Annotated in this window: 24 protein-coding genes; 4 read left to right on the forward strand and 20 right to left on the reverse strand. The window is 60.4% G+C overall.

Annotation, left to right across the window (positions count from 1 at the left end; all coding sequences use genetic code 11):
- Positions 1 to 122: 122 nt before the first annotated feature.
- Positions 123 to 1,190 (reverse strand): ABC transporter substrate-binding protein, encoded by a 1,068-nt coding sequence (locus tag QMK55_RS22185; RefSeq protein WP_025113379.1) that lies wholly within the window; start codon positions 1,188 to 1,190, stop codon positions 123 to 125.
- A 352-nt stretch (positions 1,191 to 1,542) separates the two neighbouring features.
- Between QMK55_RS22185 and QMK55_RS22190 the strand changes: the two genes are divergently transcribed.
- A complete protein-coding gene (locus tag QMK55_RS22190; protein ID WP_095191885.1) occupies positions 1,543 to 2,256 on the forward strand; it encodes a UTRA domain-containing protein in 714 nt (237 codons plus the stop codon).
- Positions 2,257 to 3,477: 1,221 nt separating this feature from the next.
- On the opposite strand, the gene QMK55_RS22195 is transcribed toward QMK55_RS22190, so the two are convergent.
- The 9 genes from QMK55_RS22195 to minC all read right to left on the reverse strand — a co-directional run bounded on the left by QMK55_RS22195 (position 3,478) and on the right by minC (position 12,893).
- Entirely contained in the window at positions 3,478 to 4,812 is a 1,335-nt protein-coding gene (locus QMK55_RS22195; protein WP_320329967.1) for an amidohydrolase, read from the reverse strand.
- Between the two features lie 66 nt (positions 4,813 to 4,878).
- The gene (locus tag QMK55_RS22200; protein ID WP_102358920.1) at positions 4,879 to 7,032 is read right to left on the reverse strand and encodes a mechanosensitive ion channel family protein; all 2,154 of its coding nucleotides are present in this window, start codon (positions 7,030 to 7,032) and stop codon (positions 4,879 to 4,881) included.
- A gap of 77 nt (positions 7,033 to 7,109) precedes the next feature.
- A complete protein-coding gene (locus QMK55_RS22205) occupies positions 7,110 to 7,286 on the reverse strand; it encodes a hypothetical protein (protein WP_177327380.1) in 177 nt (58 codons plus the stop codon).
- A gap of 271 nt (positions 7,287 to 7,557) precedes the next feature.
- Entirely contained in the window at positions 7,558 to 8,847 is a 1,290-nt protein-coding gene (locus tag QMK55_RS22210) for a M18 family aminopeptidase (RefSeq protein ID WP_025113375.1), read from the reverse strand.
- A gap of 195 nt (positions 8,848 to 9,042) precedes the next feature.
- Positions 9,043 to 10,143, reverse strand: coding sequence for a hypothetical protein (locus tag QMK55_RS22215; protein WP_320329968.1), 1,101 nt, complete (start codon positions 10,141 to 10,143; stop codon positions 9,043 to 9,045).
- A gap of 49 nt (positions 10,144 to 10,192) precedes the next feature.
- Positions 10,193 to 10,828 (reverse strand): RluA family pseudouridine synthase, encoded by a 636-nt coding sequence (locus QMK55_RS22220; RefSeq protein WP_007960625.1) that lies wholly within the window; start codon positions 10,826 to 10,828, stop codon positions 10,193 to 10,195.
- Positions 10,829 to 10,919: 91 nt separating this feature from the next.
- On the reverse strand, positions 10,920 to 11,174 hold the full coding sequence (minE, locus tag QMK55_RS22225; protein ID WP_003223146.1) for a cell division topological specificity factor MinE: 255 nt from the start codon (positions 11,172 to 11,174) through the stop codon (positions 10,920 to 10,922).
- Positions 11,174 to 11,986, reverse strand: a complete 813-nt coding sequence (gene minD, locus QMK55_RS22230) for a septum site-determining protein MinD (RefSeq protein ID WP_102358924.1) — start codon at positions 11,984 to 11,986, stop codon at positions 11,174 to 11,176. Before minD ends, minE begins: the two co-directional genes overlap by 1 nt.
- 169 nt (positions 11,987 to 12,155) lie before the next feature.
- On the reverse strand, positions 12,156 to 12,893 hold the full coding sequence (gene minC / locus QMK55_RS22235) for a septum site-determining protein MinC (RefSeq protein ID WP_025113373.1): 738 nt from the start codon (positions 12,891 to 12,893) through the stop codon (positions 12,156 to 12,158).
- A 117-nt stretch (positions 12,894 to 13,010) separates the two neighbouring features.
- On the opposite strand from minC, the gene QMK55_RS22240 reads away from it, so the two are divergent.
- Both QMK55_RS22240 and QMK55_RS22245 read left to right on the forward strand, forming a co-directional pair.
- Complete coding sequence (locus QMK55_RS22240) at positions 13,011 to 13,946, forward strand: lipid A biosynthesis lauroyl acyltransferase (RefSeq protein ID WP_102358925.1); 936 nt, start codon at positions 13,011 to 13,013, stop codon at positions 13,944 to 13,946.
- Positions 13,947 to 13,981: 35 nt separating this feature from the next.
- The gene (locus QMK55_RS22245) at positions 13,982 to 15,154 is read left to right on the forward strand and encodes a patatin-like phospholipase family protein (protein WP_320329969.1); all 1,173 of its coding nucleotides are present in this window, start codon (positions 13,982 to 13,984) and stop codon (positions 15,152 to 15,154) included.
- Between the two features lie 121 nt (positions 15,155 to 15,275).
- Here QMK55_RS22245 and QMK55_RS22250 read toward each other — a convergent pair whose 3' ends face one another.
- The 8 genes from QMK55_RS22250 to puuE form a co-directional block, all read right to left on the reverse strand.
- Positions 15,276 to 16,061, reverse strand: a complete 786-nt coding sequence (locus QMK55_RS22250; RefSeq protein ID WP_102358927.1) for an outer membrane protein OmpK — start codon at positions 16,059 to 16,061, stop codon at positions 15,276 to 15,278.
- A gap of 373 nt (positions 16,062 to 16,434) precedes the next feature.
- Positions 16,435 to 17,220, reverse strand: coding sequence for an outer membrane protein OmpK (locus tag QMK55_RS22255; protein WP_320329970.1), 786 nt, complete (start codon positions 17,218 to 17,220; stop codon positions 16,435 to 16,437).
- 159 nt (positions 17,221 to 17,379) lie between these two features.
- Complete coding sequence (locus QMK55_RS22265) at positions 17,380 to 18,738, reverse strand: nucleobase:cation symporter-2 family protein (protein WP_320329971.1); 1,359 nt, start codon at positions 18,736 to 18,738, stop codon at positions 17,380 to 17,382.
- Positions 18,739 to 18,904: 166 nt separating this feature from the next.
- Entirely contained in the window at positions 18,905 to 20,221 is a 1,317-nt protein-coding gene (locus tag QMK55_RS22270) for a urate hydroxylase PuuD (RefSeq protein ID WP_025113367.1), read from the reverse strand.
- A 51-nt stretch (positions 20,222 to 20,272) separates the two neighbouring features.
- Complete coding sequence (locus QMK55_RS22275) at positions 20,273 to 20,776, reverse strand: ureidoglycolate lyase (RefSeq protein WP_102358932.1); 504 nt, start codon at positions 20,774 to 20,776, stop codon at positions 20,273 to 20,275.
- Positions 20,777 to 20,917: 141 nt separating this feature from the next.
- Positions 20,918 to 21,913 carry an allantoicase gene (gene alc, locus QMK55_RS22280; RefSeq protein ID WP_320329972.1) on the reverse strand — a complete coding sequence of 332 codons (996 nt, stop codon included), beginning with the start codon at positions 21,911 to 21,913 and terminating at the stop codon, positions 20,918 to 20,920.
- Between the two features lie 87 nt (positions 21,914 to 22,000).
- Positions 22,001 to 22,516: a 2-oxo-4-hydroxy-4-carboxy-5-ureidoimidazoline decarboxylase gene (gene uraD / locus QMK55_RS22285; RefSeq protein ID WP_102359072.1), complete on the reverse strand. Its 516-nt coding sequence runs from the start codon at positions 22,514 to 22,516 to the stop codon at positions 22,001 to 22,003.
- Positions 22,513 to 23,439 carry an allantoinase PuuE gene (puuE, locus tag QMK55_RS22290; protein WP_102359073.1) on the reverse strand — a complete coding sequence of 309 codons (927 nt, stop codon included), beginning with the start codon at positions 23,437 to 23,439 and terminating at the stop codon, positions 22,513 to 22,515. The genes uraD and puuE overlap by 4 nt, the downstream gene beginning before the upstream one ends.
- A gap of 430 nt (positions 23,440 to 23,869) precedes the next feature.
- Here puuE and uraH point away from each other — a divergent pair, with 430 nt between their 5' ends.
- Complete coding sequence (gene uraH / locus QMK55_RS22295; protein ID WP_003223171.1) at positions 23,870 to 24,223, forward strand: hydroxyisourate hydrolase; 354 nt, start codon at positions 23,870 to 23,872, stop codon at positions 24,221 to 24,223.
- Positions 24,224 to 24,415: 192 nt separating this feature from the next.
- Here uraH and QMK55_RS22300 read toward each other — a convergent pair whose 3' ends face one another.
- Positions 24,416 to 25,042 (reverse strand): LysE family translocator, encoded by a 627-nt coding sequence (locus QMK55_RS22300; RefSeq protein ID WP_003223174.1) that lies wholly within the window; start codon positions 25,040 to 25,042, stop codon positions 24,416 to 24,418.
- 88 nt (positions 25,043 to 25,130) lie between these two features.
- On the reverse strand, positions 25,131 to 26,480 hold the full coding sequence (locus tag QMK55_RS22305; protein ID WP_025113364.1) for an NCS2 family permease: 1,350 nt from the start codon (positions 26,478 to 26,480) through the stop codon (positions 25,131 to 25,133).
- Positions 26,481 to 26,733 lie beyond the last annotated feature (253 nt).

Consider the following 26,733-nt stretch of genomic DNA (forward strand, 5'->3'; position numbering starts at 1 on the left):
AGCGGGCTTGCTCGCGAATGCGGAGTGTCAGTCGATAATTCTTGACTGATCCACCGCATTCGCGAGCAAGCCCGCTCCCACATTTGGATCTCCAACAAATCACACAGAGGTGATTCGCCGCCTTACTTCATCTCGACGATGACTTCTTCGTTCCACTTCTGCGGCAGGGCCTTGGAGGTTTTTTCCCAGGCGTCGGCGTCCTTGATCGGCGTGACCTTCTTGTACTGCTCGTTCGGCAGCAGCTTGGCTTTCACGTCTTCCGGCAGTTGCAGGTGTTCGGCGCGGATTGGGCGAGCATTGCCGCGAGCGAGGTTGGTCTGGCCGGCGTCGCTGAAAATGTATTCGCGGGTCAGCTTGGCGGCGTTCGGGTTTTTCGCGTACTTGTTGATGATGGTGGTGTAGCCGGAAATCACCGAGCCGTCGGACGGGATCAGCACCACGTAGTCATCCGGGTTGGCCATCTTGGCTTTGTAGCTCAGACCGTTGAAGTCCCAGACCACACCGACTTCGATCTCGCCTTTTTCCATGGTGGCGATGGTCGGGTTGGCCATCGACAGGCGACCCTGCTTGGCGATGTCTGCAAACAGCAGCAGGGCCGGCTGGATGTTCTTCTCGTCGCCACCGTTGGCCAGGGCGGCGGCGAGAACGCCGTTGGCGGCTTGCGCAGCGGTGCTCACGTCACCGATCGAGACCTTGTATTTGCCGCCCTTGAGGTCAGCCCATTTGGTCGGTACTTCGGAACCGTGCAGCAGCTTCTTGTTGACGATGAAGGCGATGGTGCCGGTGTAGGCCAGTGCCCAGTTGCCGTCCTTGTCCTTGGCCCAGGCCGGAACCTGATCCCAGGTGCTTGGCTTGTACGGTTGCACTACGCCCTGCTTGACCGCGATCGGGCCGAAGGCGGCACCGACGTCGCCGATGTCGGCGGTGGCGTTGTCTTTTTCAGCGGCGAACTTGGCGATTTCCTGGGCCGAGCTCATGTCGGTGTCAATGTGTTTCAGGCCGTAGGTCTTGGCCAGGTCTTCCCAGGTGCCTTTCCAGTTGGCCCAGTCATCGGGCATGCCGACGCTGTTGACGGCGCCTTCCGCTTTCGCAGCGGCTTCGAGGGTTTTCAGGTCGGTGTCGGCCGCCATGGCGGCGGTGCACATTGCAATGGTCGAGCCTAACAGTGTTGCCAGGAAAAGCTGTTTCATTCCGAAGCTCCTTGGTCGTGTTCAACGCTGCGATTGCGGTTTGTGTTGGTCTAGGTCAGCAATACCTGAGCCAATTTAAGGGGGCTGGATGACACTTTGATGTCGGCGCGGGTCCGGCAGGGCTTTTATTGGCCCGGTTCTGGCGCTTGCCCGGTAAGCGTAGACCAAGGTCAAAGCCCCGGTTGGCAAGGGACTTGGCCGATGTATTGCAAGTCATGAGGGCGACCGTCGGGCGGGTTTGTCATCTCTCGGTCATCTGCACTGCCTAGGCTTGCAACACATGGAAACGGCTTGCAGGCCGTGCAGTTTTTGCCCTGAAACAGTGCTGGTCTAGTCCAGATAGGTAACGTTGATGCGCGATGAGGCAACAAAAGCGGTGACAGCCATCGGCCAGGTGCTGCAGGAGCAGCTCGATCACGGCCTGTTGGCGCCGGGCAGCAAGCTGCCGGCCGAGCGCAAGCTCAGTGAGTTGTTCGGTACCACGCGCATCACAGTGCGTGAGGCGCTGTTGCAGCTGGAGGCACAGGGACAGATTTATCGTGAGGAGCGGCGCGGCTGGTTCGTCTCGCCGCCGCGTCTGGCGTACAACCTGATGCAGCGCAGTCACTTTCACGCGATGGTCAGTGCGCAGGGGCGAGTGCCGTCGACCGAGGTGATTTCGGCGCGCCTGCAACCGGCTTCGGCGGCGGTGTGTGCGTGGTTGCAGTTGCCGGCGTTGTCGAGCGTGATTCAGATTTGCCGGTCGCGGCGCATTGATGGGCGATTGGTGTTGTATGTGGAGCACTATCTGAATCCGCAGTTTTTTCCGGGGATTCTGGGGTTTGATTTGAATCAGTCGATTACCGAGTTGTATGCGCGGCATTACGATTTGCACTATGGGCGGGTGCGGTTCGAGATTGTGCCTACGTCACTGTCTGTGGATGCGGCGGCGGCTTTGCGGGTTTCTGTGGGGAGTCCGGGATTGAGGATTGCTCGGGTTAATTATGATCAGCATGAGCGGTTGATTGATTGTGATCTGGAGTTTTGGCGGCATGATGCGATTCACGTGGGTGTAGATGTGGTTTGAGCGTTTGACCTTGGCGGCCTTTGGGCCGACCAGGTTCTTGTTGATGGGGTGAATATCCGTTTCTTCGGTTGCTGCCGCTGACGGTTTCGCCCTGACGGCGAGTCACTTTTCCAGACGCCGAAAAGTAACCAAAAGGCTTGGCCCCGGCGTTCGGCCCTCGCCGTGGCTCGGGTTCCTTCGTTCCGGAATTGATCCGGGCGCATCGCCTCCGGTTTGCTTCGCTGCACCTCCTCTCGATGTGTTCGACTTCGTCGAACGGTCGCTGCGCTCCCACCCCCGGATCAATCCCTCCACTCAGCCTTCCGATGGGGCCGGTACGGCAAGATCAAGAGCTGCAGCCGAGCTTGCGCTCATCCTGTTGAGTGGTGAGAAGCATGCGGTCGGCTTTTGCTTTTCTGTAGGCCTTCGCCTGCTCGCGATGGCGGCCTGACAGCCGACCAATCTACCACTGAATACACCCAATCCCACTGTGTGCGGGCTTGCTCGCGATGGCGGCCTGACAGCCGACCAATCTACAACTGAATACACCCAATCCCACTGTGGGAGCGGGCTTGCTCGCGAAGGCGACCTGCCAGACAACCAATCTACAACTGAATACACCCAATCCCGCTGTGTGCGGGCTTGCTCGCGAAGACGGCCTGACAGCCGACCAATCTACCACTGAATACACCCAATCCCACTGTGTGCGGGCTTGCTTGCGATGGCGGCCTTGACAGCCGACCAATCTACCACTGAATACACCCAATCCCACTGTGTGCGGGCTTGCTCGCGATGGCGGCCTGACAGCCGACTAATCTACCACTGAATACACCCAATCCCGCTGTGTGCGGGCTTGCTCGCGAAGACGGCCTGACAGCCGACCAATCTACCACTGAATACACCCAATCCCACTGTGTGCGGGCTTGCTCGCGAAGACGGCCTGACAGCCGACCAATCTACCACTGAATACACCCAATCCCACTGTGTGCGGGCTTGCTCGCGATGGCGGCCTGACAGCCGACCAATCTACAACTGAATACACCCAATCCCACTGTGGGAGCGGGCTTGCTCGCGAAGGCGACCTGCCAGACAACCAATCTACAACTGAATACACCCAATCCCGCTGTGTGCGGGCTTGCTCGCGAAGACGGCCTGCCAGCCGACCAATCTACAACTGAATACACCCAATCCCGCTGTGGGAGCGAACCTGCTCGCGAAGCCGCCCCCACAATCCCCCCATATCTATCTGGCAGCCTCAGCATTTCCATACAAATAATCCGTCGCCAGCGACGCCATCGTCCTCACCCCAACCACCAGCGCCGACTCATCCACAAAGAACCCCGGATTGTGATTCGGCGCGGCCTTGCTCATGTCCTGATCCCGTGGCGTGACCCCGAGAAACACAAACAGCCCGGGCACTTCCTTGGCAAAGAACGAGAAGTCTTCCGCGCCACCCACCAGCGGTGCATTCACCACGTCGTCCTTGGCTGCCCATTTCAAAGTCGGCAGCATTTTTTCGGTCAGCGCCGGGTTGTTGATGGTCGGGTCGTATTTTTCGATGATGGTCACGTCAGCTTTCGCACCACCGCTTTCGGCGATTTTTTCGATGGTCTGGCGCACGTCCGCGTGCAGTTTCTGGCGGATGCCGTAGTCGTAGGAGCGAATGGTTCCGCTCATGTCCACGGACTCGGGAATGATGTTGTAGCGGGTGCCGCCGTTGATGGTGCCGATGCTGACCACCGACGGATACGACGAGATGTCGGTACGGCGGCTGACCACGGTTTGCAGGCCGACGATGGTTTGCGCGCCGACGGTGATCGGGTCGATGCCGTCCCAGGGGCGGCCGGCGTGGGTCTGTTTGCCGAGGATTCTGATGCGCAGGTCGTCGGAGCTGGCCAGTGTGGCGCCGGGGCGGTAGGCGATCTGGCCGGCGGGGACTCCGGCCCAGACGTGCAGGCCGAAGACGGCGTCGGGTTTGGGCGATTTCATCACGCCTTCCTCGACCATCATTTTCGCGCCCCAGGTGTTTTTGCCGTCGGGGATGAAGTCGCTCGGGCCTTCTTCGGCGGGCTGGAAGTAGAACACCACGGTGCCGGGCAGGGTGTCGCGCAGGCCTGTGAGAATTTTCGCGGTGCTCAGCAGGATCGCGGTGTGCGCGTCGTGGCCGCAGGCGTGCATCACGTCGACTTCTTTGTCCAGATAAGTGCCTTTGGCTTTCGAGGCGAATGGCAGGTCGCCGACTTCCTTGACCGGCAGTGCGTCCATGTCGGCGCGCAGGGCCACGGTCGGGCCGGGCAGGGCGCCTTTGAGGATGGCGACCACGCCGGTGCGGGCGACGTTGGTTTTGACTTCCAGGCCCAGCGCCTTGAGTTGTTTGGCGACCAACTCCGAGGTGCGTTTTTCGCTGTTGCCGAGTTCCGGGTGGGCGTGGATGTCGCGGCGGGTTTCCAGCAGTTCCGGTTCAAGTGCCTTGGCTTGCGCGGCGATGTGTTCGCGGGTGCTGTCCAGGGGGGCAGCACCGGCGTGGCCGGCGACCAGGCTGAGCAGAAGGGCTTGGGCAATGCGGGTCAGTTGCATCGGGTTTCTCCATGGTTATTGTTTTTCTGGCTTCCCTGCCTGTGACCCGCACATTGCGCCCAAGTGCTATTCCTTGGGCTGGCCACCGCCGGCGGTGATCACTTGCACGCTCATGCGCGGCGTTGCCAGGTCCAGGCCGGCCTCGTCGAGATGGCGTTTGAGCGACAGGTTGAACGCTCGGGAAACTTCCCATTGTTTGATCGGCGCGGTCTTGAAGCGGGCGCGCAGGATCGCGCTGCCGGACTCGAAACTTTCTACGCCCTGTATCTCCAGCGGCGACCAGATATTGCGGCGTTGCAGGGGATCGGTGCGCATTTTCTGGCCGACTTCGCGCATCAGTTTGATCGCGTCGTCGATTTCCATGTTGTACGGCACCGCCACCCGGAAAATCGCGTAGCCGAATTCTCGGGAGTAGTTCTTGATGCTTTTGATTTCGCTGAACGGGATGGTGTGGACGATGCCGTCGATGTCGCGTAGGCGCACGGTGCGGATGGTCAGGCCTTCGACGGTGCCGAGGTGACCGCCGACGTCGACGTAGTCGTCGATCGCCAGTGAGTCTTCGATGATGATGAACAGGCCGGTGATCAGGTCCGCCACCAGCGACTGCGCACCGAAACCGATGGCCAGACCGATCACACCGGCACCGGCCAGCAGTGGTGTGACGTTCATGCCCATGTTCGCCAGGGCGACGATCAGCGCGATGATGAAGATCGCCACGAACAGCACGTTGCGGATCAGCGGCATCATCGTCTGCGCGCGGGCATTCGCCAGGCCTTTGCGCGAGCGGGTGAGGGCGTGATGCACGGCGGTGTCGGCGAGGATCCAGATCAGCCAGGAGAAAATCAGCGTGCCGATCAGGCTGAACAGTTTGACGCTGACGTCATGCCCTTCGCCCTCGGCGAAACCGATCAGCGATTTGCCCCATACGCGCAGGCCGAGTTCGATGAAGGTCAGCCACACCAGCAGGTGGGCGAGGGTGTAGAAGAAGCTTTTCAGGCGCTCCGAGTACAATGCATGGCGCTTCGGCCCGCGCTGTGGTTTGAGCGAATGACGGCGCACGAGGCCATTGATCACCATGCACATCACCAGCAGCACCGTGCAGATCAGCGACTGGCGCAGGGCGGTGCTGGTGTCTCCGGCGGAGACGAAGGTGGCGAACAGCGAGATCCCGACCAGTACCAGCGCGGGCATGTACCAGAAGGTGCCAAGGATATCGATGGTGTCGCTGAGGGCGCGGCGGGTCAGGCGGCGGGACAGGGGCTGGTTGCGGATCAGGTGCGCGATCGGCCGGCGGAAACGCAGGATGAACAGGCCGGTGAACAGCGCCGCGAGGACATTGGTGATGGTCGCGGTGGTGTGCGCCAGGTGCACGCCGAGGCTTTCCACCAGGCGCGGATCGTTCAGCGCTTCACCAAACGCGGCGAAGCTGCCGATCAGCCAGAGTGGGCGGAAGGCCTGATGGCGCAGGATGTACAGCGCCCGGTGCCGGTGCGGGCCGTCGAGCAGCGAGAACGCGATCACGCAGATCGCCGAGAAACAGGTGCCTACCACCAGCGCATAAGCCAGCACCATCGCCAGGCTCTTGCCCAATGACGATGGCAACGCGTAGCTCATGTAGACGGTGATGACCAGCGCGATCAGCCACGGCCCGAGCTTGCGCAGGGCGAAGCGCAGCATGTCGAGAGCCTTGGGGTGCTGGGGTAGCTCTTCGGTCAGGCCGAAGCGCATGCGTACCCGGTGCCCGAGCCAGATCAGCGCGGCGGCCAGCAGGCTCCAGACCATCAGGATCACGGCAAAGCCGAAGATGATCGGCAGCCATTCACTGGCCGGCAGCATCAGGTTGTCGAGCTCACCCCGGGCCTGATCGAATTCGTTGGACCAGCGGGTGAGCGGGCTGTCGGCGCCGGAGAACTGTTTCTCGAAATTGGCCAGCGTGCCGCCGATCAGTCCCAGGACGCCTTCTTCGGGTGAGGCCTGGGCTTTTTTCGTGGCGTCGCGCAGCTTTTTCAGATCGCTCAGCAACTGCGCTCGTTGCTTGTCGTTTTCCAGCGACTTGATGACTTCATCCAGCGACTGGCCCAGTGGTTCCTGCGCCTCGGGTTGCGCCTTGGTGTTGTTGAGCAGCCCCGGCAAGCCGACCGCGTGGGCAGGGGCCAGCGGCAGCAGCGTCATCAGGCAGACAAGGAACAGGCAGGGCAGAGCAAACAGACGAGCGAACACTAGGCGGTCAACCTCGCAAAGGGGCGAATTGAGCGAGTGTACGAGCCAGCCAGAATCAATGCGAGCCGGGCGCTGATTTATTCGTTGAGTTTGGCGAGGATCTTGTAGACCACGGTCGCCAGGATCATCAGCATGCCGATCCACATGGCGAAGACACCGGCGTTTTTGTCGCGGAAGTTGAAACCGATGGCCAGCAGGATCATCCCGCTCAGGATCGGGACGAGCATGGCGTGGAACGAAGACATCGAGATCATGGAGACTGCCTTGTCGAAGGGAATGATTTAAGTCTAGGTCGGTTTCTGCAGCAGGGGGTGATGTGTATCAGGAATGATTCGGTTCTACGATGAATCATTGTCATCTGAACGACCGCTTTCGCGAGCAAGCCCGCTCCCACAGTTTGAAATGCATTCCAATGTCTGAACAAGCCTGCTCCCACAGTTTGAAATGCATTCCTATGTGTGAGCAAGCCAGCTCCCACAGGTTGAAATGCATTCCCATGTGGGAGCGAGCCTGCTCGCGAAGCTTTTAAGGCAGCTCGCGCGAGGCGTAGAACGCGCTCAGCACTTTGACCAGGTGTGCCAGGTCGTGGCTGCCGCACAGTTCGCGGATCGAGTGCATGGCGAAGGTCGGCAGGCCGATGTCGACGGTGCGCACGCCCAGATGGCTGGCGGTGATCGGGCCGATGGTCGAGCCGCAACCCATGTCACTGCGCACCACGAAGCTCTGCACCGGCACCTCTTCGGCCATGCACAGGTGGCGGAAGAACCCGGCGGTTTCGCTGTTGGTGGCGTAGCGCTGGTTGCTGTTGACCTTGATCACCGGACCGGCGTTGAGTTTCGGGCCGTGGTTGGCGTCGTGCTTCTCGGCATAGTTGGGGTGTACGCCGTGGGCGTTGTCGGCCGAGACCAGCAGCGACTTCTGGATGGTCCGGACGAACTCGTCACCTTCGGGCAGCAGGCGCCGCAGGGTCTGTTCGAGCATCGGGCCGTCGGCACCGCAGGCCGAGCAGGAACCGACTTCTTCGTGGTCGTTGCACACCAGCACGCAGGTTTCTTCGGTGTCGGCGGTGAGCAGGGCCTGCAGGCCGGCGTAGCAGGACAACAGGTTGTCCAGGCGCGCACCGGCAATGAAGTCGCCGTGCAGGCCGATGATCGCCGCGCTTTGGGTGTCGTAGAAGCTCAGCTCGTAATCCAGTACCACGTCGGCGTTCAGACCGTGCTCGCGGGCCAGTTGATCAGTCAGTACGGCGCGGAAATCGACGCGCTCGTCACCGGCGAACTGCGCGAGGATCGGCGGTAGCTCGGTCTGCGCATTGATCGCCCAGCCCTGGTTGGCTTCACGGTTGAGGTGAATCGCCAGGTTGGGAATGATCGCGATCGGTGCCTTGAAGTCGATCAACTGGCTTTCGACCTTGCCGTCGCGGCGGAAGGTGACGCGGCCGGCCAGCGACAGGTCGCGGTCGAACCACGGCGCCAGCAGCGCGCCGCCGTAGACTTCAACGCCCAGTTGCCAGAAGCCCTGGCGTTGCAGTTCTGGTTGCGGCTTGACCCGCAGGCACGGGCTGTCGGTGTGGGCACCGACCAGACGGATACCGTCGTGCAGCGGCGAGTTGCGGCCCATTTTGATCGCGACAATCGAGGAGTCGTTGCGGGTGACGTAGTAGCGGCCATTGGCCTCGGTGTTCCACGGCTCGCGCTCGTCGAGGCGCACGTAACCGGCGGCCTCCAGACGCTGAACGAGGCTGGCGGTGGCGTGGAACGGGGTAGGGGAGGCCTTGAGGAAGTCGATCAGGCCTTGGTTCAACTCTTCGCGCATAAGAAGCTCCAGACAGCAATGGGCGGGAGTTTAACGCATCGGCTCAAGGCTTGGGGCATGACAATGCGGATGTTGGTTGCGAACGCAAAACCTGTGGGAGCGGGCTTGCTCGCGAAGACGATGTATCAGCCAATGGCGCTGTGACTGACACGACGCCTTCGCGAGCAAGCCCGCTTCCACAGTGTTCCCCATGGATCAACGAGCAGCGGTCACACGCTTTTTCAGGTAGTTCATGATGACCTTTTCGTCTTCCGGTTTATTCGGGCGCGGCAGCTGTTGCGGCCAGGGGTTCTGGCTCAGCAGTTTCTTCTGACGGCTTTCGTCCCAGCGCAGAATCTCCCGCGAGGCACACTCCCACCATTCGTGTCGGCAGGCGCTGTAATACGGGTTCTCGGGCGCAGCGCTGCCGTACAGCAGATCGCGACCGACCTTGCGCAACGCGCCGCTCTGATGGCGCAGCTTCCATTTGATTTTCAGGCGCTGAAAAGCCGATGGAAACGGTTTGACTCGTGGCACGTCGGTGCACAGGTCCACCAGGCGCTGACTGAACTGCTCGCCGTGCTGGGAGAAGAAGTACGTCTGCATCGCGTGGAAGAAACGTTTTTCGGCAAAATAGTGATAGACGTGTTTGCGCGCCTCCACCACCTGACGTCCGCGCATGGCGTACGACAGGGCAATCTGCTCGATGGTATGGATTTCGAAGCCGCCGAGTGTCCACTCATCGATCAGGCGGATCGACTCTTCGAACAGCGCCGAATCACGTTCGGTCACGCCGCACAAGCCGCTGTTATAGAGCTTGAAGCCGTGGTCCGGGGTCACGCCGTGGCTGCGCAGGTCGCGCCCCAGTTTTTGATAGTCGGCGCGCAGGTGTACGTCTTTCCAGTCGTACTCGAAACGATCCATCACCGAGCAGCTCGGCTCGATGAACTTGAACAGCTGGCTCGGGTGGCGGGTGAACAGGGTGTCGGTGTCGACGAACAGGGTCTTTTGCGCCCACTGCATGCCGGCCGCAATGGCGCAGGCCTTGCGTCGGTGATGATAACCGTGGGTGCCTTGCCAGCGGGTTTGGGTCGCCTCGTCCAGCAACACCGTGTCGACCGGCCAGCCGGCGTAATCCTCAGGGCGGTCGGTGAGAATACGGATGGCCGGACGCTCGCTGTTTTTGGCTTGGGACAGCGCGGTCAGGATGCTGAACTTGGCTTCGCGCCGGTACACATCCTGATTGCCGTAAATCAGGTAAAGCAACTGGTGACGAACTTTCTTGAGGGGTGTTGCCAGGGAATCAATACAACTCATCCGAAACTGAATCCTTGTCTTAACTACAGCGTTGCCATTCAGGCGGCGCTTAAAACGGTGCCGGGCATTCGAAACGCAAGCGCTCGCCGGTTTGCGGGTGGGTGAAGCTCAGCATGCTCGCGTGCAGACACAGGCGCGGCCAGGCCGCCAGGGCCTGTTCGTGGGCGTAGAGCCCGTCGCCCAGCAGCGGGTGGCCGATGGACAACATGTGCACGCGTAACTGGTGCGAACGGCCGGTGATTGGCGTCAGTTCGACGCGGCACCAGTCGCCGCAACGTTCCAGTACGCGCCAGAAGGTCAGCGCGTGTTTGCCGAATTCGTGGTCGACGACATGGCGTGGTTTGGTCGGCGGGTCGTAACGCAGCGGCAAGTCGATGCTGCCGCTGTCCAGTTCCGGCTGACCCCAGGCCAAAGCGGTGTAGGCCTTTTCGGTTTCGCGGTCGTGAAACTGCCGCGACAGTTCGCGGTGAGTGTCGGCGTCACGCGCAAGCAAAATGATGCCGGAGGTTTCCCAGTCCAGGCGATGGACGATGCGCGCTTCCGGGTAGCCGTTTTCCTGCAGGCGGGTGATCAGGCAATCCTTGTTGTCGTCGGCGCGACCGGGCACCGAAAGCAGCAGCGTCGGTTTGTCGACCACCAGTACGGCGGCGTCCTGATGAATGATGCGGATGTTGGACAGCGGCATTAAAACAGCCTCGTAACAAATGCCAACGGCGGCTCAGGGCCATTCCGCAATGGGAATGGCCCTGAGCCGCCGTCGTTCCTGCCGGATCGACTCAGCGATCTGGCAGGGTGATGTTGAGTTCCAGAATCGAGCAACTGCCCTGGCTTTCCAGTGCAACGTGTACGTCGTCGTTGCCGATGTTGACGTACTTGCGGATCACGTCGACCAGTTCCTTCTGCAAGGCTGGCAAGTAATCCGGCGTGCTGCGCTGGCCGCGCTCATGCGCCACGATGATCTGTAGACGCTCTTTCGCTACCGAGGCGGTACTTGGCTTTTTGTTGGCACGAAAGAAGTCAAAAAGGTTCATTACCTACCTCCAAACAGGCGCTCGAAGAATCCCTTCTTCGTAACATCGAGGAAACGATGTTCTTTTTCTTTGCCCAGCAGACGATCAACGGCATCGCTGTAGGCCTGACCGGCATCGCTCTGGTCGTCGAGAATCACCGGGACGCCCGAGTTGGAAGCTTTCAGGACCGCCTGCGACTCAGGGATGACGCCCAGCAGGGTCACTGCCAGAATTTCTTTCACGTCTTCAACGCCGAGCATTTCGCCATCGCTGACGCGCTGTGGGTTGTAACGGGTCAGCAGGAGGTGTTCCTTGATCGGATCTTCGCCGTTTTCGGCGCGACGCGATTTGCTGGCCAGCAGGCCCAGCATGCGGTCGGAGTCACGTACCGAGGACACTTCCGGGTTGGTCACGATGATCGCTTCGTCGGCGAAGTACATCGCCAGGTGCGCACCTTTTTCGATGCCCGCCGGGGAGTCGCAGACCACGAAGTCGAAGTCTTCCTTCAACTGCATCAGGACTTTTTCCACGCCTTCGACGGTCAGCGCGTCTTTGTCGCGGGTCTGGCTGGCGGCCAGTACGTAGAGGTTTTCCAGGCGCTTGTCTTTGATCAGGGCCTGCTGCAGGTTGGCTTCGCCGTTGACCACGTTGACGAAGTCATACACCACGCGACGCTCGCAACCCATGATCAGGTCGAGGTTACGCAGGCCTACGTCGAAGTCGACGATCACTGTTTTGTGGCCGCGCAGAGCGAGGCCGGTACCGATAGCGGCGCTGGTGGTGGTCTTACCCACACCACCCTTGCCGGATGTAACCACGAGAATCTTGGCCAAGGTGTTTCACCCCTAAGGAAGAAGGACTTTTTAGCCCCTGAAAAACATCTCTTGAAAACTACTGCAGTCGGACAGCCTTGGCTGGAATTTGGCTTTTGGCCTTTTTCCTACTTCGTTTGAGCCGTTTTCGCTACGTTTTAGAGATGCTTGGAAAATGCGGCAGTATCCGTTAAAGCCGAATGATGTTCAACACGTCGGCCGACAGGCTGACTTGAACGCCGGAGCCCCACAGCGGATCGCGACGCAAATCTTCGGAGACCTTGTAATGCCCGGCGATGGAGATCAGTTCAGCGCTCAATTGCTGACAGAAAATCCGTGCCTTGGTGTCACCCTTCACGCCGGCCAGCGCACGGCCACGCATCGGGCCGTATACATGGATGTTGCCATCGGCCAGAAGTTCCGCCCCCGGACTGACTGAAGAAACCACGACCAAATCGCCACCCTGGGCATATATCTGTTGGCCACCACGTACTGGCGTGGTGATGACGCGGGTCGGTTTGATGGTCGGCTCGGGCGGCTTTTCCGGTTTCTTTTTGACTTCCGGTTCCGGGGCTTCCAGCGGCCGTTCACGGGCACCGGACGGCGGCAGCACCGGGATGTCGATGGCGATGGCAGCGGCGATGTCTTCGATGCGGCTCGCGCGGATTGCCAGGGTGCGCAGGCCATGCTGACGGCACACGCGCATCAGCCCGGGCAGGTCGACTGCGCCTTCGCCAGGCGGCAGTTTGTCCAGCGCCAGGACCAACGGTGCGTTGCTGAAGAAATTCGGCGCCTGGGCGACTTTGGCGGCCAGTTGCCGATCAAGGCTGTCGAGGTCGTTGCGGGACAACTCCAGCACCGTAATGGCCAGCATGCTGCCCTTCAACTGGAACACGGGATCTTGGTCTGGCGATTCGTTTTGGCTCATATCGGCATACAACGGCTTGTCACTAAAAGTGCCGAGACTTATAACGAGAACGCCCGCGAGCCGCAAGCCGGGTCGAACGATGTAGAATGCGCGGCCACTGTATTTACGGAAGCTTTAATGGATCGCCCGCGTTTTCGAAGAGCCTATCTTTCTCCCCGCTTCTGGCCGCTCTGGTGCGGTCTGGGGCTGTTGTGGCTGGTCGTGCAGTTACCGTATCCGGTTTTACTGACGATCGGTCGTGTCCTGGGCGCGTTGATGTATCGCGTGGCCGGCGACCGGCGGCGCATCGCCAAGCGCAATCTTGAGCTGTGCTTCCCGGAAAAATCCGCCGCCGAGCGCAAGCGCCTGCTCAAGGAAAACTTTGCCTCCACCGGCATCGCCTTCTTTGAAATGGCGATGAGCTGGTGGTGGTCCCGTGAGCGCCTGGCGAAACTGGCGCATGTCGAAGGGCTGGAACATTTGCAAAAAGCCCAGCGCGAAGGCAAGGGTGTGATTCTCATGGCCGCGCACTTCACCACGCTGGAAATCGGCGCAGCGCTGCTCGGCCAGCAACACACCATCGACGGCATGTACCGCGAGCACAAGAATGCGTTGTTCGACTTCGTCCAGCGTCGTGGCCGCGAGCGGCACAACCTCGACTCGCTGGCGGTGGAACGTGACGACGTGCGCGGCATGCTCAAGTTGCTGCGTTCGGGGCGGGCGATCTGGTATGCGCCGGATCAGGACTACGGCGCCAAGCAAAGCATCTTCGTGCCGCTGTTCGGCATTCAGGCGGCGACCGTGACCGCGACCACCAAGTTCGCCCGTCTGGGCAAGGCGCTGGTGGTGCCGTTCACTCAGGAGCGTCTGGCGGACGGCAGCGGTTATCGGTTGGTGATCCATCCGCCGCTGGAAGATTTCCCGGGCGAGACCGAGGAGGCCGACTGCCTGCGCATCAACCAGTGGGTGGAAAGTGCGCTGCGCGCCTGCCCTGAGCAATACTTGTGGGCGCATCGACGCTTCAAGAGCCGTCCACCGGGCGAGCCGAAGTTGTACGCCAAGCGGCGTAGTTGATCGACCCATCCCTTTAGGCACCATGGAGCGTTGCGATGAGCCCAGCTGAACCGGTCACAGGTTTGATTCTTTCCGGCGGCGGGGCTCGGGCGGCGTATCAGGTGGGGGTGCTGGCAGCGATTGCCGAATTGCTGCCGCTGGGCGCGGACAATCCGTTTCCGGTGATCGTCGGCACCTCGGCCGGGGCGATCAATGCGGTCAGCCTGGCCAGCGGCGCCACCGATTTTCGCGCCGCCATCGAACGCCTGACGCTGTTCTGGCAGGGCTTTCGCAGCCATCGGGTGTTGCGCAGCGACTGGCCCGGGGTGATTCGCCAGGCCAGCCGCTTTGTCAGTCACAGTCTGCTGGGCATGGGCCGGCACCTGCCGGTCGCGCTGCTCAACAGCTCGCCGTTGCGCGACCTGCTCAATGAAAAACTGCACATGCCCGGCATCGCCGAATCCATCGCGCGCAAGCAATTGCATGCAGTGGCGGTGACTGCGTTCGGCTACGAGTCGGGGCAGGCAGTGACCTTCTATCAGGGCGGCGGCAAGATCGATGCGTGGCTGCGCCATCGGCGGATCGGCGTGCCGGCGCAGTTGTCGGTGGACCACCTGCTCGCCAGTTCGGCGATCCCGTTGCTGTTTGCACCGGTGAAAATCGGTGAGGAATATTTCGGTGACGGCGCGGTGCGCCAATCGGCGCCGATCAGCCCGGCACTGCATCTGGGCGCGAGCCGGGTGCTGGTGGTGGGGGGCAGCGGCAACCCGCGCGGTTTCGATCCACAGCAGCCGCTGGAGCGCGCCTATACCGGGCAACAGCCGACGCTGGCGCAGATTGGTGGGCACATGCTCAACAGCACATTCATTGACAGTCTTGAGAGTGACATCGAGTTGCTGCAGCGTCTGAACCAGTTCAGTCACCTGATGCCCGAGGGCGTACCGACTCGTGAGTTGGGTGTGGCGCCGGTGGAGGTGCTGGTGATTGCGCCGAGCCAACCGATCGACGAGATTGCGGCGCGGCATCGGCAAGAGTTGCCGGCGGCATTGCGCCTGTTCTTGCGCGGCCCGGGGGCGACCAAGACCAGCGGGGCAGGGGTGTTGAGTTATCTGCTGTTCGAGTCGGGGTATTGCAGCGAACTGATCGACCTGGGACGCCGCGATGCGCTGGCCAAGCGCGAGGAGCTGTGCCGGTTTCTGGGGATCACCGAGGCGGTGGTTCCGGCCTGAGGTTTGTGCTGAAGCTATTCGCGAGCAGGCTCGCTCCCACAGGAGTTGTGGCGTTCACAAAACCCATGTGGGAGCGAGCCTGCTCGCGAAGGCGTCCATGCAGACGCCACTGACATCAGGATCAGAAGTGGAACTTCACCAGGAAGCTGGTCACGTTCTGATTGGTGGTGAAGCCACGGGAGTCTTCGATCCCGTACTTGTCTTTCCAGTAGTCGTATTCAACACCGACGTACAGCTGCTTCTCGCCGAAATGCAGGGCCTTGCCCAAGTCGTATTTGACCTGTGGGTTGAAGTGCAGGTTGGCGTGGTATTCACCTTTGCTGTTGACGTCGTTGTCGACGACCCAGTCCATGTAACCGTCGATCAGCACGTTGGAGCTGCCGACCGGGATGGTGTAGGACCAGACCGGGGTGATTTGCCAGACGTTGTCACCCGGGCGCGAACCTTCGGTATGGCGCTGGTAGAAGTTCAACTGGAAGTAGTCGAAACCCGGGATCGCCAGGTCGAAGCCTGGACCGATCAGGTACGACTCGACGTCGCCTTCACCGAACTCGTAAGTCATCGCCAGCAGCACGTCTTTGATCGGGCCGAATTCGATCTTCTGATCCAGCACCTTGCCCAGCGAGATGCGTGGCTGGAACTCACCGTAATAGGTGTTGTTGCCGACGTTGTAGTCAGGCTTGCCGTTGTAGAAGATCTTGTCGACGAACAGGAAGTTATCCCCGTATTTCCAGGCGTCGGCGTGCTCGAAAGTGACGGTCTGCTGGATCGCCGGGTTGACCTTGAAGTCCTTGCCGTAGAGGTAGGTCAGGCTGTTGTTCTGCCATTGCAGCAGGCCCTCGGCCATGGCCTGGCCGCCGGCCAACATCGATCCCGCAAGCATCAGGCTGGTGCACATACGTTTCATTCGGTTGCTCCCAAAGTAGGTGTTCCACGTTTATTTTTTTAAGATCGGCGCTCTGGTGTGGCGCCTTTTTTCGTTGCTGCAAAAGTCATCCGACCGGTCAGCTTTGATGCTGTTAGCAAGAGCTGAGCCAAGGCTTTCGAAAAGCAAAAAAACGCCCGTTCGGCTGCTGAAAAACAGTCGATTGCGCGTGTTTTCGGGATGCCTCGGTACTGACCGGGGCCGGGATAAGTTGGCCCGTTGGTCAGGAATTAAATTCGGGCTTTTTTTTAGACCGAATTCAAGAGGCCGCGGAGAATACTGACTCCTCGGCCAGGTCTCAAGTGCCCCGCAACAGAGCACCGACGACAGGTATGGGGCACGGTTGCGGGCCATCTTAAAAGTGCACCTTCACCAGCAGGCTGGCGGTGTTCTGATTGGTGTCGAGGTTGTGGCTGCTTTCGACCCCGTACTTGTTTTTCCAGTAGCTGTATTCGGTGCCGACATACAACTGCTTGTGGCTCCAGCCCAAGGCTTTGCCCAGGTCGTATTTGATCTGCGGGTTGATGTGCAGGTTGGCGTGGTAGGTGCCCCGCGAGTTCTCGTCGTTGTCGACGACCCAATCGAGGTAGCCATCGATCAGCACATCGGAATTGCCCAGGGGAACGCTGTACGACCAGCCCGGTGTGATCTGCCACACGCCGTCACCAGGACGCGGGCCTTCGGTCTGGCGCCGGAAGATGTTCAGGGTCACGTAGTTGAAACCGGGTACTTTCAGGTCGAAGCCGGGGCCGATCAGGTAGGCCTCGCTTTCACCTTCGCCGTACTCGTAGGTCATCGCCAGCAGCACGTCCCTGATCGGGCCGAATTCGATTTTCTGGTCGAAGATCTTGCCGAACGAGAAGCGTGGGGTGAATTCGCCGTAGAAGGTGTGCGGGCCTTTGTTGCGGTCTTCCTGACCGTTGTAGAAGATCTTGTCGACGAACAGGAAGTTGTCGCCGTACTTCCACTTGTCGGCGTGCTCGAACGTCATCGTCTGCTGGATCGACGGGTTGATCGCGAAGTTCTTGCCGTACAGATAGCTCAGGCTGTTGGTCTGCCACAGCAATAGATCGCCGGCCATGGCCTGACTCGCGGCCAGCAGGCCGCCACTCAACAGAACGTTGGTTTGCGTGCGAATCATCTGTTGCTCCCTCTTGTTTTTATTGTTGAGGCAGGGTGTTGCTGACCCCTGTGGGAGCGGGCTTGCTCGCGAAGGGGGCGTGTCAGTCGACATCAATGCTGAATGACACACCACTTTCGCGAGCAAGCCCGCTCCCACAAGGGCATTTTTCTGTTGCTGTCAGTGCTGGTGTGCGTGGCAGTCGTTGATGGTCGCGCGCTCTTTGCCACCAAGAATGTTGAACAGCAGGTTCAGCGTCAGCGCGCTGAGCGTGGCCATGGCGATGCCGCTGTGGGTGATCGGGCTCATCCACATCGGCAGGTGCGCGAAGAACTCCGGACGCACCACCGGGATCAGGCCCATGCCGATGCTTACCGCCACCAGCAGTTGATTACGCCGGTCACCGATGTCGGCTTCCTGGAGGATCTTGATCCCGGTCGCGGCCACCATGCCGAACATCGCAATCGCCGCACCGCCCAACACTGCTGGCGGAATCGACGCCACCAGAAACGCCGCTTTCGGCAGCAGGCTCAACACGATCAGCAGGCCGCCGGCAACGATGGTCACCGAGCGGCAGCGCACGCCGGTCATCTGCACCAGGCCGATGTTCTGCGCGAACGAGGAGTGGGTGAAGGTGTTGAAGAAACCGGCAACGAACGAGGCGCCGGCATCGCACAGCAAGCCGCGACGCAGCATGCGCGGGCAGACTTCCTGGCCGGTGATCTTGCCCAGCGCCAGAAACATCCCGGTGGACTCGACGAAAATGATCACCACCACCAGGCACATCGACAGGATCGGTGCGAGTTCGAATTTCGGCATGCCGAAATGCAGCGGAGTGACGAACTGAATCCATGGCGCGTTGGCCATGCCGCTCAGGTCGACCATGCCGATCACGCCGCACAGCACGTAGCCGATGCACATGCCGATCAGTACGGAAATATTGACCCAGAAACCGCGCATGAAGCGGTGGATCAAAAGAATGGTCGCCAGCACCAGGGCGGCGATGGCCAGATAAACCGGTGAACCGAATTGCGCAGCGGCGGCACCGCCACCCGCCCAATTCACGGCCACGGGGAACAGCGACAGACCGATCGAGGTGATGACCGTGCCGGTCACCAGCGGCGGGAAGAAGCGCACGACCTTGGACATGAACGGCGCGATGAGCATGCCGAAGAATCCGGCGGCGATCGTTGCACCGAAGATCCCTTGCAGACCGATACCGGGCATGCCGGCCATGGCGACCATGCTGCCGACTGCGGCAAAACTGGCGCCCATCATCACCGGCATGCGGATACCCATGGGGCCGATCCCGAGCGACTGGACGATGGTGGCGACACCTGCGACCAGCAGGTCGGCGTTGATCAGGAAGGCAATTTCTTCACGACTCAGGCCTGCGGCCTGTCCAATGATCAGCGGCACCGCGATGGCACCACCGTACATCAGCAGAACATGTTGCAAACCGACCAGGATCAGTTGCAAAAGGGGCAAACGCTGAATGGCGGGTGCGTCGGGGATGCGCGCTTTGGACAGCTCGGACATGCAACACCTCGGATCTTTTTATTCTTGTGATTGAACAGCTGCCGGGTTGCTCACAGCTGTTTCTTTGCATCAGGTAAACCGCGTCAAGGCGATTCGCGAGCAGGCTCGCTCCCACAGGTAATGCGCGATCTCTGTGGGAGCGAGCCTGCTCGCGAAGCTTTGTTGCTTAATTGGTCTGGGCTCCCTGGGCGATCCATGCACCGATCAGGTCACGCTCCTGCTGGGTCATCTGGGTGATGTTGCCCAGTGGCATGATCTGCGTGGTGATGGCTTGCGCCTGGATCCGCGCCGCGTTCTGGCGGATCTGCTCGGGGGTGTCGAACATCACACCGGCGGGCGCCGCGCTGAACAACGGGCTGGTCGGTTTGGCCGAATGGCAGACCGCGCAGCGTTCCTGGATCACGTTGTGCACCTTGTCGAACGCAGGGCCTGCGTTGGACGCTTGCGCGGGTGCCGCAGCAGGGGCTGCGGCTGGCGCTGCAGGTGCCGCCGCTTCAGCCGGTTTCGCGCCACCGCCCAGTGCCGTTTCCGGCAGCGGTTGGTACTCGATTTTCGCTGGAGCCTTGGCCACGTCCGGCGCGGTCGGCATCGGCGCAGGGCCGGTGACGTACGCCAGGGTGATCATGCCCACCGCTGCCACTGGCAGGGTCCAGGCAAACTTGTGGCTGTCGTGACGGGTGTTGAAGTAGTGACGAACCAACACCGCCAACACTGCGATCCCGGCCAGGATCAACCAGTTGTACTGGCTGCCATAGGTGCTCGGGAAGTGGTTGCTGATCATGATGAACAGCACCGGCAGGGTGAAGTAGTTGTTGTGACGCGAACGCAGCAGGCCCTTGGCTGGCAGCGCCGGGTCCGGCGTGCGGTTCTCGGCGATGGCCGCGACCAGTGCACGCTGCGCCGGCATGATGATGCGGAACACGTTACCGACCATGATGGTGCCGATGATCGCGCCGACGTGCAGGTACGCACCACGACCGCTGAACACCTTGCTGAAGCCATACGCCGCGCCGATGATCAGCACGAACAGAATGAAACCCAGCAGAGCAGGGCGTTTGCCCAGGGCCGAGTCGCACAGGAAGGAGTAGATGAACCAGCCCAGGAACAGCGAGCCGATACCGATGGCCACGCCTTCAGGGCCGCTCAGTGTGCTGCCCGGAGCCAGCAGGTAGAGCGTTGGATTGGAGTAGAACACCACGCACAGCAGCGCGATCCCCGACATCCAGGTGAAGTAGGCTTCCCATTTGAACCAGTGCAGGTTCTCCGGCATCGACGGTGGGGCCAGTTTGTATTTTTCCAGGTGATAGATACCGCCGCCGTGGATCGCCCACAGATCACCGGCCAGACCGGTTTTCGGGTTGACGCGGTTGAGGTTGTTCTCCAGCCAGACAAAGTAGAACGACGCGCCGATCCAGGCCACGCCAGTGATCATGTGAACCCAGCGCACGCTCAGGTTCAGCCATTCCAACAGATGTGCTTCCACAGTCTTTACCTCTCGCCTGTCACTCTTGTTGTCGAGTGATCAGACCTTCTCTTATTGGTGGGGGGCGAGGATCAAACGCTCATCCTCTTTGAAAAAATGCTCATCGCAGTTATTGCCTGTGCCACTGCGATCAACCACCAGGAAGTCATCCCGCTTTTCGATCGTCAGCACCGGGTGGTGCCAGACGCCGCGATGGTAATTGATGCCCTGCCTGCCGTTGGTGACGAAGGCGCGGACCAAGCCTGATACAGGTACATCGCCAAGTGGCGCGACCACGATCAGAAAGGGGTTGCCGAGCAGCGGAATGAAAGCCTGGCTACCCAGCGGATGGCGTTCCAGCATGCTCACGGTCAGCGGCATGTCCTGCGCGTCGGCGCGGAAGATGCTGATGATCGCGTTGTCCTCAGGCGTAGCGGTTTCGACCGTCGCCAGTTTATGGAAGCGCATGGTCGAACCGTTGTTGATCATGAAGTGATCGCTGCCCTCGGTTTCGATGACGTCACCGAAGGGGGCGAAGGCTTCTTTGGTCAGCGGTTCAATCTGTAGTGTGCGCATGCTGTTCTTCTTTTCGTTGAGTGATCGTTCCCACGCTCCGCGTGGGAATGCAGCCCGTGACGCTCTGCGTCACATCCAGAGTGGACGCAGAGCGTCCAGTGATGCATTCCCACACAGAGCGTGGGAACGATCATTGCGGTGTTATTTAGCGACCTTGCCGAGAACGCGCAGGCGACTCACACCACCGTCCGGGAACACGTTCAGACGGATGTGGGTGATCGGGCCCAGCGCCTTGATCTGCTCGGCGAAGGTGTGTTCGGCGTGCATTTCCAGCTTCTGGCTCGGCAGCAGTTCACGCCAGAACAGCGACTGGGTTTCGATCTGGCTGTCGGTGCCGCCCTTGACGAACGCGCCCTGGATCGAGCAGGTGTCCGGGTAGTTGCCTTTGAAGTGCAGAGTGTCGACGACGATTTTTTCGATCTCGCCCGGGTGGCCCAGTGCGACGATCACCCAGTCATTGCCCGGGGTACGACGACGTGCGGTTTCCCAGCCGTCGCCCATGTTGATGCCACGGCCCGGGTTGAGGATGTTGCTCATGCGGCCGAAGTGTTCGTCGGAGCAGGCGAGGGCGCGGCCACCGTTGAGGGCTGCGGCCAGGTCGACTTGCTCGTTGTCGCCAACTGCCGACCAGTCGCGGAACGGAATGCCGTACACGCGCAGACGGGCAACACCGCCGTCCGGGTAGATGTTGAAGCGCAGGTGGCTGAACGCCTTGTCGTTGCTGATTTCGTGGTAGTGGTGGCTGTTGCCCTGCAGCTCGACGGCCGACAGCACTTCAGTCCACTGGGTGTTTTCGTCCGGCTCGCCGGAGGCCAGGAAGCACGCTTCCAGCGAGGCCGATGGCGGGAAGTTGCCGGTGAAGAATGAAGTGTCGATGTCCACGCCTTTGATCGAACCCGGTACGCCCAGGCGGATCACCGCGCTGTCGTAGCCTTCAAAGCGCTTGCGACGCGATTCCCAGCCGTCCATCCACTTGCCGTTGTCGTCGAACACACCCTCCTTCCACACGGCCGGGGTCGGCTGAAACAGACGATTGGCGTCTGCGAACCAGTCATCGGTGACCGAGATGATTTTGGTGCCCAGACGGGCATCGGCCAGGTTGACGAACTTCTCGAAAGGTACGGCGTAAGCTTTCATTCTTCTTGTCTGCCTTTAAATAAGTGGCTGGGGATGCTTGCAAGACCCTGGGTACTCTCCGCGTCTGATGTACTCGGGTCAGGCTTGCTAAAGAGTCAGTAAACGGAACAGGGCGATCTTGTTGATCTCCGCCAGCGCGCATTTGAATTCGGTGTCGACCGAGTTGTGAATGCGCGTTTCGAACGCCGCGAGGATCTGATGCCGGTTGCTGCCTTTTACCGCCATGATGAAGGGAAACTTGAACTTGGCTTTGTAGGCGTCGTTCAGCTCGGTGAAGCGCTGGAACTCTTCGGCCGTGCATTGGTGGATCCCCGCGCCAGACTGTTCTTCAGTACTGGCCGCGGTAAGCTGGCCCTGGACGGCAGCTTTGCCGGCCAGGTCCGGGTGAGCGTTGATCAGTGCCAGCTGGCTGGCGTGATCGGCGCTCAACAGGATGTCGCTCATGCGCTGGTGCAGGGTTTCGATCTCGTCGATCGAAGCGTCCGCGCCCAGGTCGTAGGCCTTCTCGGCCACCCATGGCGAATGTTCGTAGATGTCGGCGAAGGCTTTGACGAAAGCGTCGCGGCTCAGGGTCGACGGTTGCAGGGTTTGAAAGCAGCTCATTTGGCGGCCCCTTGGTACGGCTGGGTTTCGTGCCAGTGGCGCGCGATGTCGACGCGACGGCTGAACCACACCTGTTCATGACTTTTGGCGTATTCGATAAAGCGTTTGAGCGAGGCGAGGCGACCCGGACGACCGATCAGGCGGCAGTGCAAACCGATCGAGAGCATCTTCGGTGCTTCAGCGCCTTCGGCATAGAGCACGTCGAACGCATCTTTAAGGTATTCGAAGAAGTCGTCACCCTTGTTGAAACCCTGCACTTGCGTGAAGCGCATGTCGTTGGTGTCGAGGGTGTACGGGATCACCAGGTGCGGCTTGCCGGTCGGGTTGTTCGGTTCCCAGTAGGGCAGGTCGTCGTCGTAGGTGTCGCAGTCGTAAAGGAAACCACCTTCTTCCATCACCAGGCGACGGGTGTTCGGCCCGGTGCGGCCGGTGTACCAGCCCAGTGGGCGCTCGCCGGTGAGTTCGGTGAGGATGCGGATCGCTTCGAGCATGTGCTCGCGTTCCTGCGCTTCGTCCATGTACTGGTAATCGATCCAGCGGTAGCCGTGGCTGCAGATCTCGTGACCGGCTTCGACCATCGCGCGGATCACATCCGGGTGGCGCTGAGCGGCCATGGCCACGGCGAAGATGGTCAGCGGAATGTCGAATTCCTTGAACAGTTTGAGGATCCGCCAGACACCGGCGCGGCTGCCATACTCGTAAAGCGATTCCATGCTCATGTTGCGCGCGCCTTGCAGCGGCTGGGCGGCAACCATCTCGGAGAGGAAGGCTTCGGATTCTTTATCGCCGTGCAGGATGTTGCGCTCGCCGCCTTCTTCGTAGTTGAGCACGAACGACAGGGCGATGCGGGCATTGCCCGGCCAGTGTGGGTGAGGAGGGTTACTGCCGTAACCGATCAGGTCGCGTGGGTAGTCAGCGCTCACTGCAGTCTTCCTTCTTATTCGTTGACAGAGGGTGTGGCGGCCTGGCGGTGAGTAAGCAGGCTGGCGTCACAGCGATGGGCTGATTGTATACAACTTTAATCTCACTTTGTAAGCCTGAATTTTCGCATTTTTCACCGACTGTCATCTTTTGCTGTTAAAGACGTGAGCCTGCAAGAAACCTGCCTGATCAGTCAGCTAATGGATCGCAGGTTCAATAGATAGGCACTTGAGAGGCAGATCAAGGGTAAACGCCCGAACGGCGGGGGTGAGGTGAAAAATGTCGTTTTTATTGTGTACAATTTTTTTTAAAAGTGTCTTAATCAGTCGCTCGCCGCAGCTTTTCGTGCTCCGAATCGGTGCGGTCTCCTTTTTACCTGACTTCGGGAGGCGCGAGGTCTGACTGCTCCACGCAGGCAGGCGCGCAGAATCAATGGGACGTTTGACAACACACGTTTTGGACGCTGCACACGGTTGCCCGGGCAGCTCGATCAAGGTCGAGCTGTACCGCGTTGAAGGTTCGCACCTGGAATTGGTCGCCAGTGCGATAACCAACAGCGATGGCCGGGTCGATGCGCCGCTGCTGCAAGGCGATGACTACCGCACCGGGGTTTATCAGGTGCAGTTCCACGCCGGCGATTACTACCGCGCCCGTGGCGTGCAGTTGCCGGAGCCGGCGTTTCTGGACGTGGTGGTGCTGCGTTTCGGCATCTCTGCCGAACAGGATCACTACCACGTGCCACTGCTGATCTCGCCTTACAGCTATTCCACCTACCGGGGCAGCTGACCCCCAAGCAGCTGCCCCCACCGGGAAGCGACTGCGCATATAGCTTCTTTGGTCTTTCGCCCGCTCACACTGCGGGCTTTTTTTCGTCTTTGGAAAAGTGTTGCCTGATCTGACGCCTTCGCGAGCAAGCTCACTCCTGCATTTGGAATGCGATCCCCTGTAGGAGTGAGCCTGCTCGCGATGTTTTTGCTCTTAGCGGCTCAGCAGGGAAGCGGCGCCAGCGCCACTGAACAACCCGGCACTCACCCGGTTAAACCAGCTCTGCCCCTTGCCGCTGCGCAGATAGCGCGCCGCACCATGCGCACCCAGCCCGTAAGCCAGTTTGCAGCACAGATCGAGCACCACCCAGGTGGCGATCATGATCAGCAACTGCGGCAGGAACGGCTGTTGTGCACTGAGGAACTGCGGCAGAAACGCGGCGAAGAACAGAATGTCTTTCGGATTGCTCGCGCCCAATACAAACGCGCGCCCGAACAAGGTGCGAAAGCGCGGTACCGGCGCCGCTTGCGGCACTTCAGCGCCCACGGCTGGCTGGCGCGATTGCTGCCAGCTCTGCCAGGCGAGGTAGAACAGGTACAGCGCGCCGACGATCTTCAAGGCGCTGAACAGCTGTTCAGACGCCAGCAGCAGGGCGCCAAGCCCCAGCGCCGAGGCACTGAGCAGGCAGATCGAGGCGATCACGCCGCCGAGAAACGCCGGGTACGAACGGCGCAGACCGTAGTTCAGGCTGTTGCTGATCATCAGCAGCGACAGCGGCCCTGGGATCAGGATCACTACCAATGCAGCGCCGCTGAACAGCAGCCAGGTTTCCAGACTCATCACTTTCTCCTTTTTTGTTGTACTCAAGAATGTGCAAAAGCCCCACCCGCGAGGGTGAGGCCGTTTTGACGCTTGAACCGCGTGACGCTTACAAGAAGATGAACTTGGCGATGAAGATCGCGCAGAGCACCCACAGGCTGACGGAAATTTCCTTGTACTTGCCGGTACCGGCCTTCAACGCCACGTAGGTGATGAAGCCCAGCGCGATGCCATCGGCGACCGAGAAGGTCAGCGGCATCATGATCGCGGTGACAATCGCCGGAATCGCATCAGTGGCTTCGTCCCACTCGATGTGGGCCATGCCGCCCATCATCAGCATCGCAACGTAGATCAGTGCACCGGCGGTGGCGTAAGCGGGAATCATGCCGGCCAGCGGTGCGAAAAACATCGCGGCTATAAATAGCACACCTACGGTGACGGCGGTAAGACCAGTCCGACCACCAGCGGCTACGCCGGCGGCACTTTCCACATAGCTGGTGACAGGTGGCACACCGACCACGGCGCCGAATACGCTGGAGGCACTGTCGGCTTTCATGGCGCGCGAGAGGTTTTCGATACGCCCGTCGGCGTTGACCAGATTGGCGCGCTGGGCAACGCCCATCAGGGTGCCGGCGGTGTCGAACATGTGCACAAAGAGGAAGGCCAGGACCACGCTGATCATGCTGACGTTGAACACCCCCGCGACGTTCATCGCCATGAAGGTCGGCGCCAGGCTTGGCGGGGTCGACATGATGCCTGAGTAGTGCACGATGCCCAGGCCCCAACCGGCGAGGGTCACGGTGATGATGCTGATGAGGATCGCGCCGAACACCTTGTGGTAGCTGAGGATCGCGATCATCAGGAAGCAGATCGCCGCCAGCAGCGGGCCGGGTTCACGCAGGGAGCCGAGCTTGATCAGGGTTGCCGGGCTGTCGACCACGATGCCCGCAGTCTTCAGGCCGATCAGTCCGAGGAACAGGCCGACACCGGCGCCCATCGCAAAGCGCAGGCTGACCGGAATACTGTTGAGCAGCCATTCGCGAATGCGCGAGAAGGTCAGGATCATGAACAGCACACCGGAGACGAATACCGCACCGAGCGCGGTTTCCCAGTTGTAGCCCATGGTGCCGACCACGGTGTAGGTGAAGAAGGCGTTGAGGCCCATGCCCGGCGCCAGACCGACCGGCCAGTTGGCGTACAGGCCCATCAGCAGGCAGCCGAGTGCGGCGGCGATGCAGGTGGCGACAAAGGCTGCACCGTGATCGATCCCGGCATCGGCCATGATGTTCGGGTTGACGAAGATGATGTAAGCCATGGTGATGAAGGTTGTCAGACCGGCAATCAGCTCGGTCTTCACCGTGGTGCCATGCAAGCTGAGTTTAAAGATGCGCTCCAGCACGCCACTGCGTAATGGCGGTGAGAGTTCCAGCGTCGATGCTTCGGATTTGCGGCTTTCCACAGCGAGTACTCCTCAAGAGTTTTATTGTTATTTCCAGGGCCGGACCCATGAGGGGTGGCAGCAGCCCTTTGAGGCATACGCGAATTTGTTGACCATGCGGTCAGGAACTCGCACGCTGTGGATTATGCTTTTGTGTACAAATAAAGCAAATATTGTTTTTGGTTTTGTTTACGAAAGGTCAGGCGATAGGGATATATCGCCCGTTCCGGCACTTTCGGAAGCAAGCCCCCTCCCACAGTGGATCTCCGGTGAA

Source organism: Pseudomonas sp. P8_229 (assembly GCF_034008635.1).
In the GTDB taxonomy this organism is placed as follows: Bacteria; Pseudomonadota; Gammaproteobacteria; order Pseudomonadales; family Pseudomonadaceae; genus Aquipseudomonas.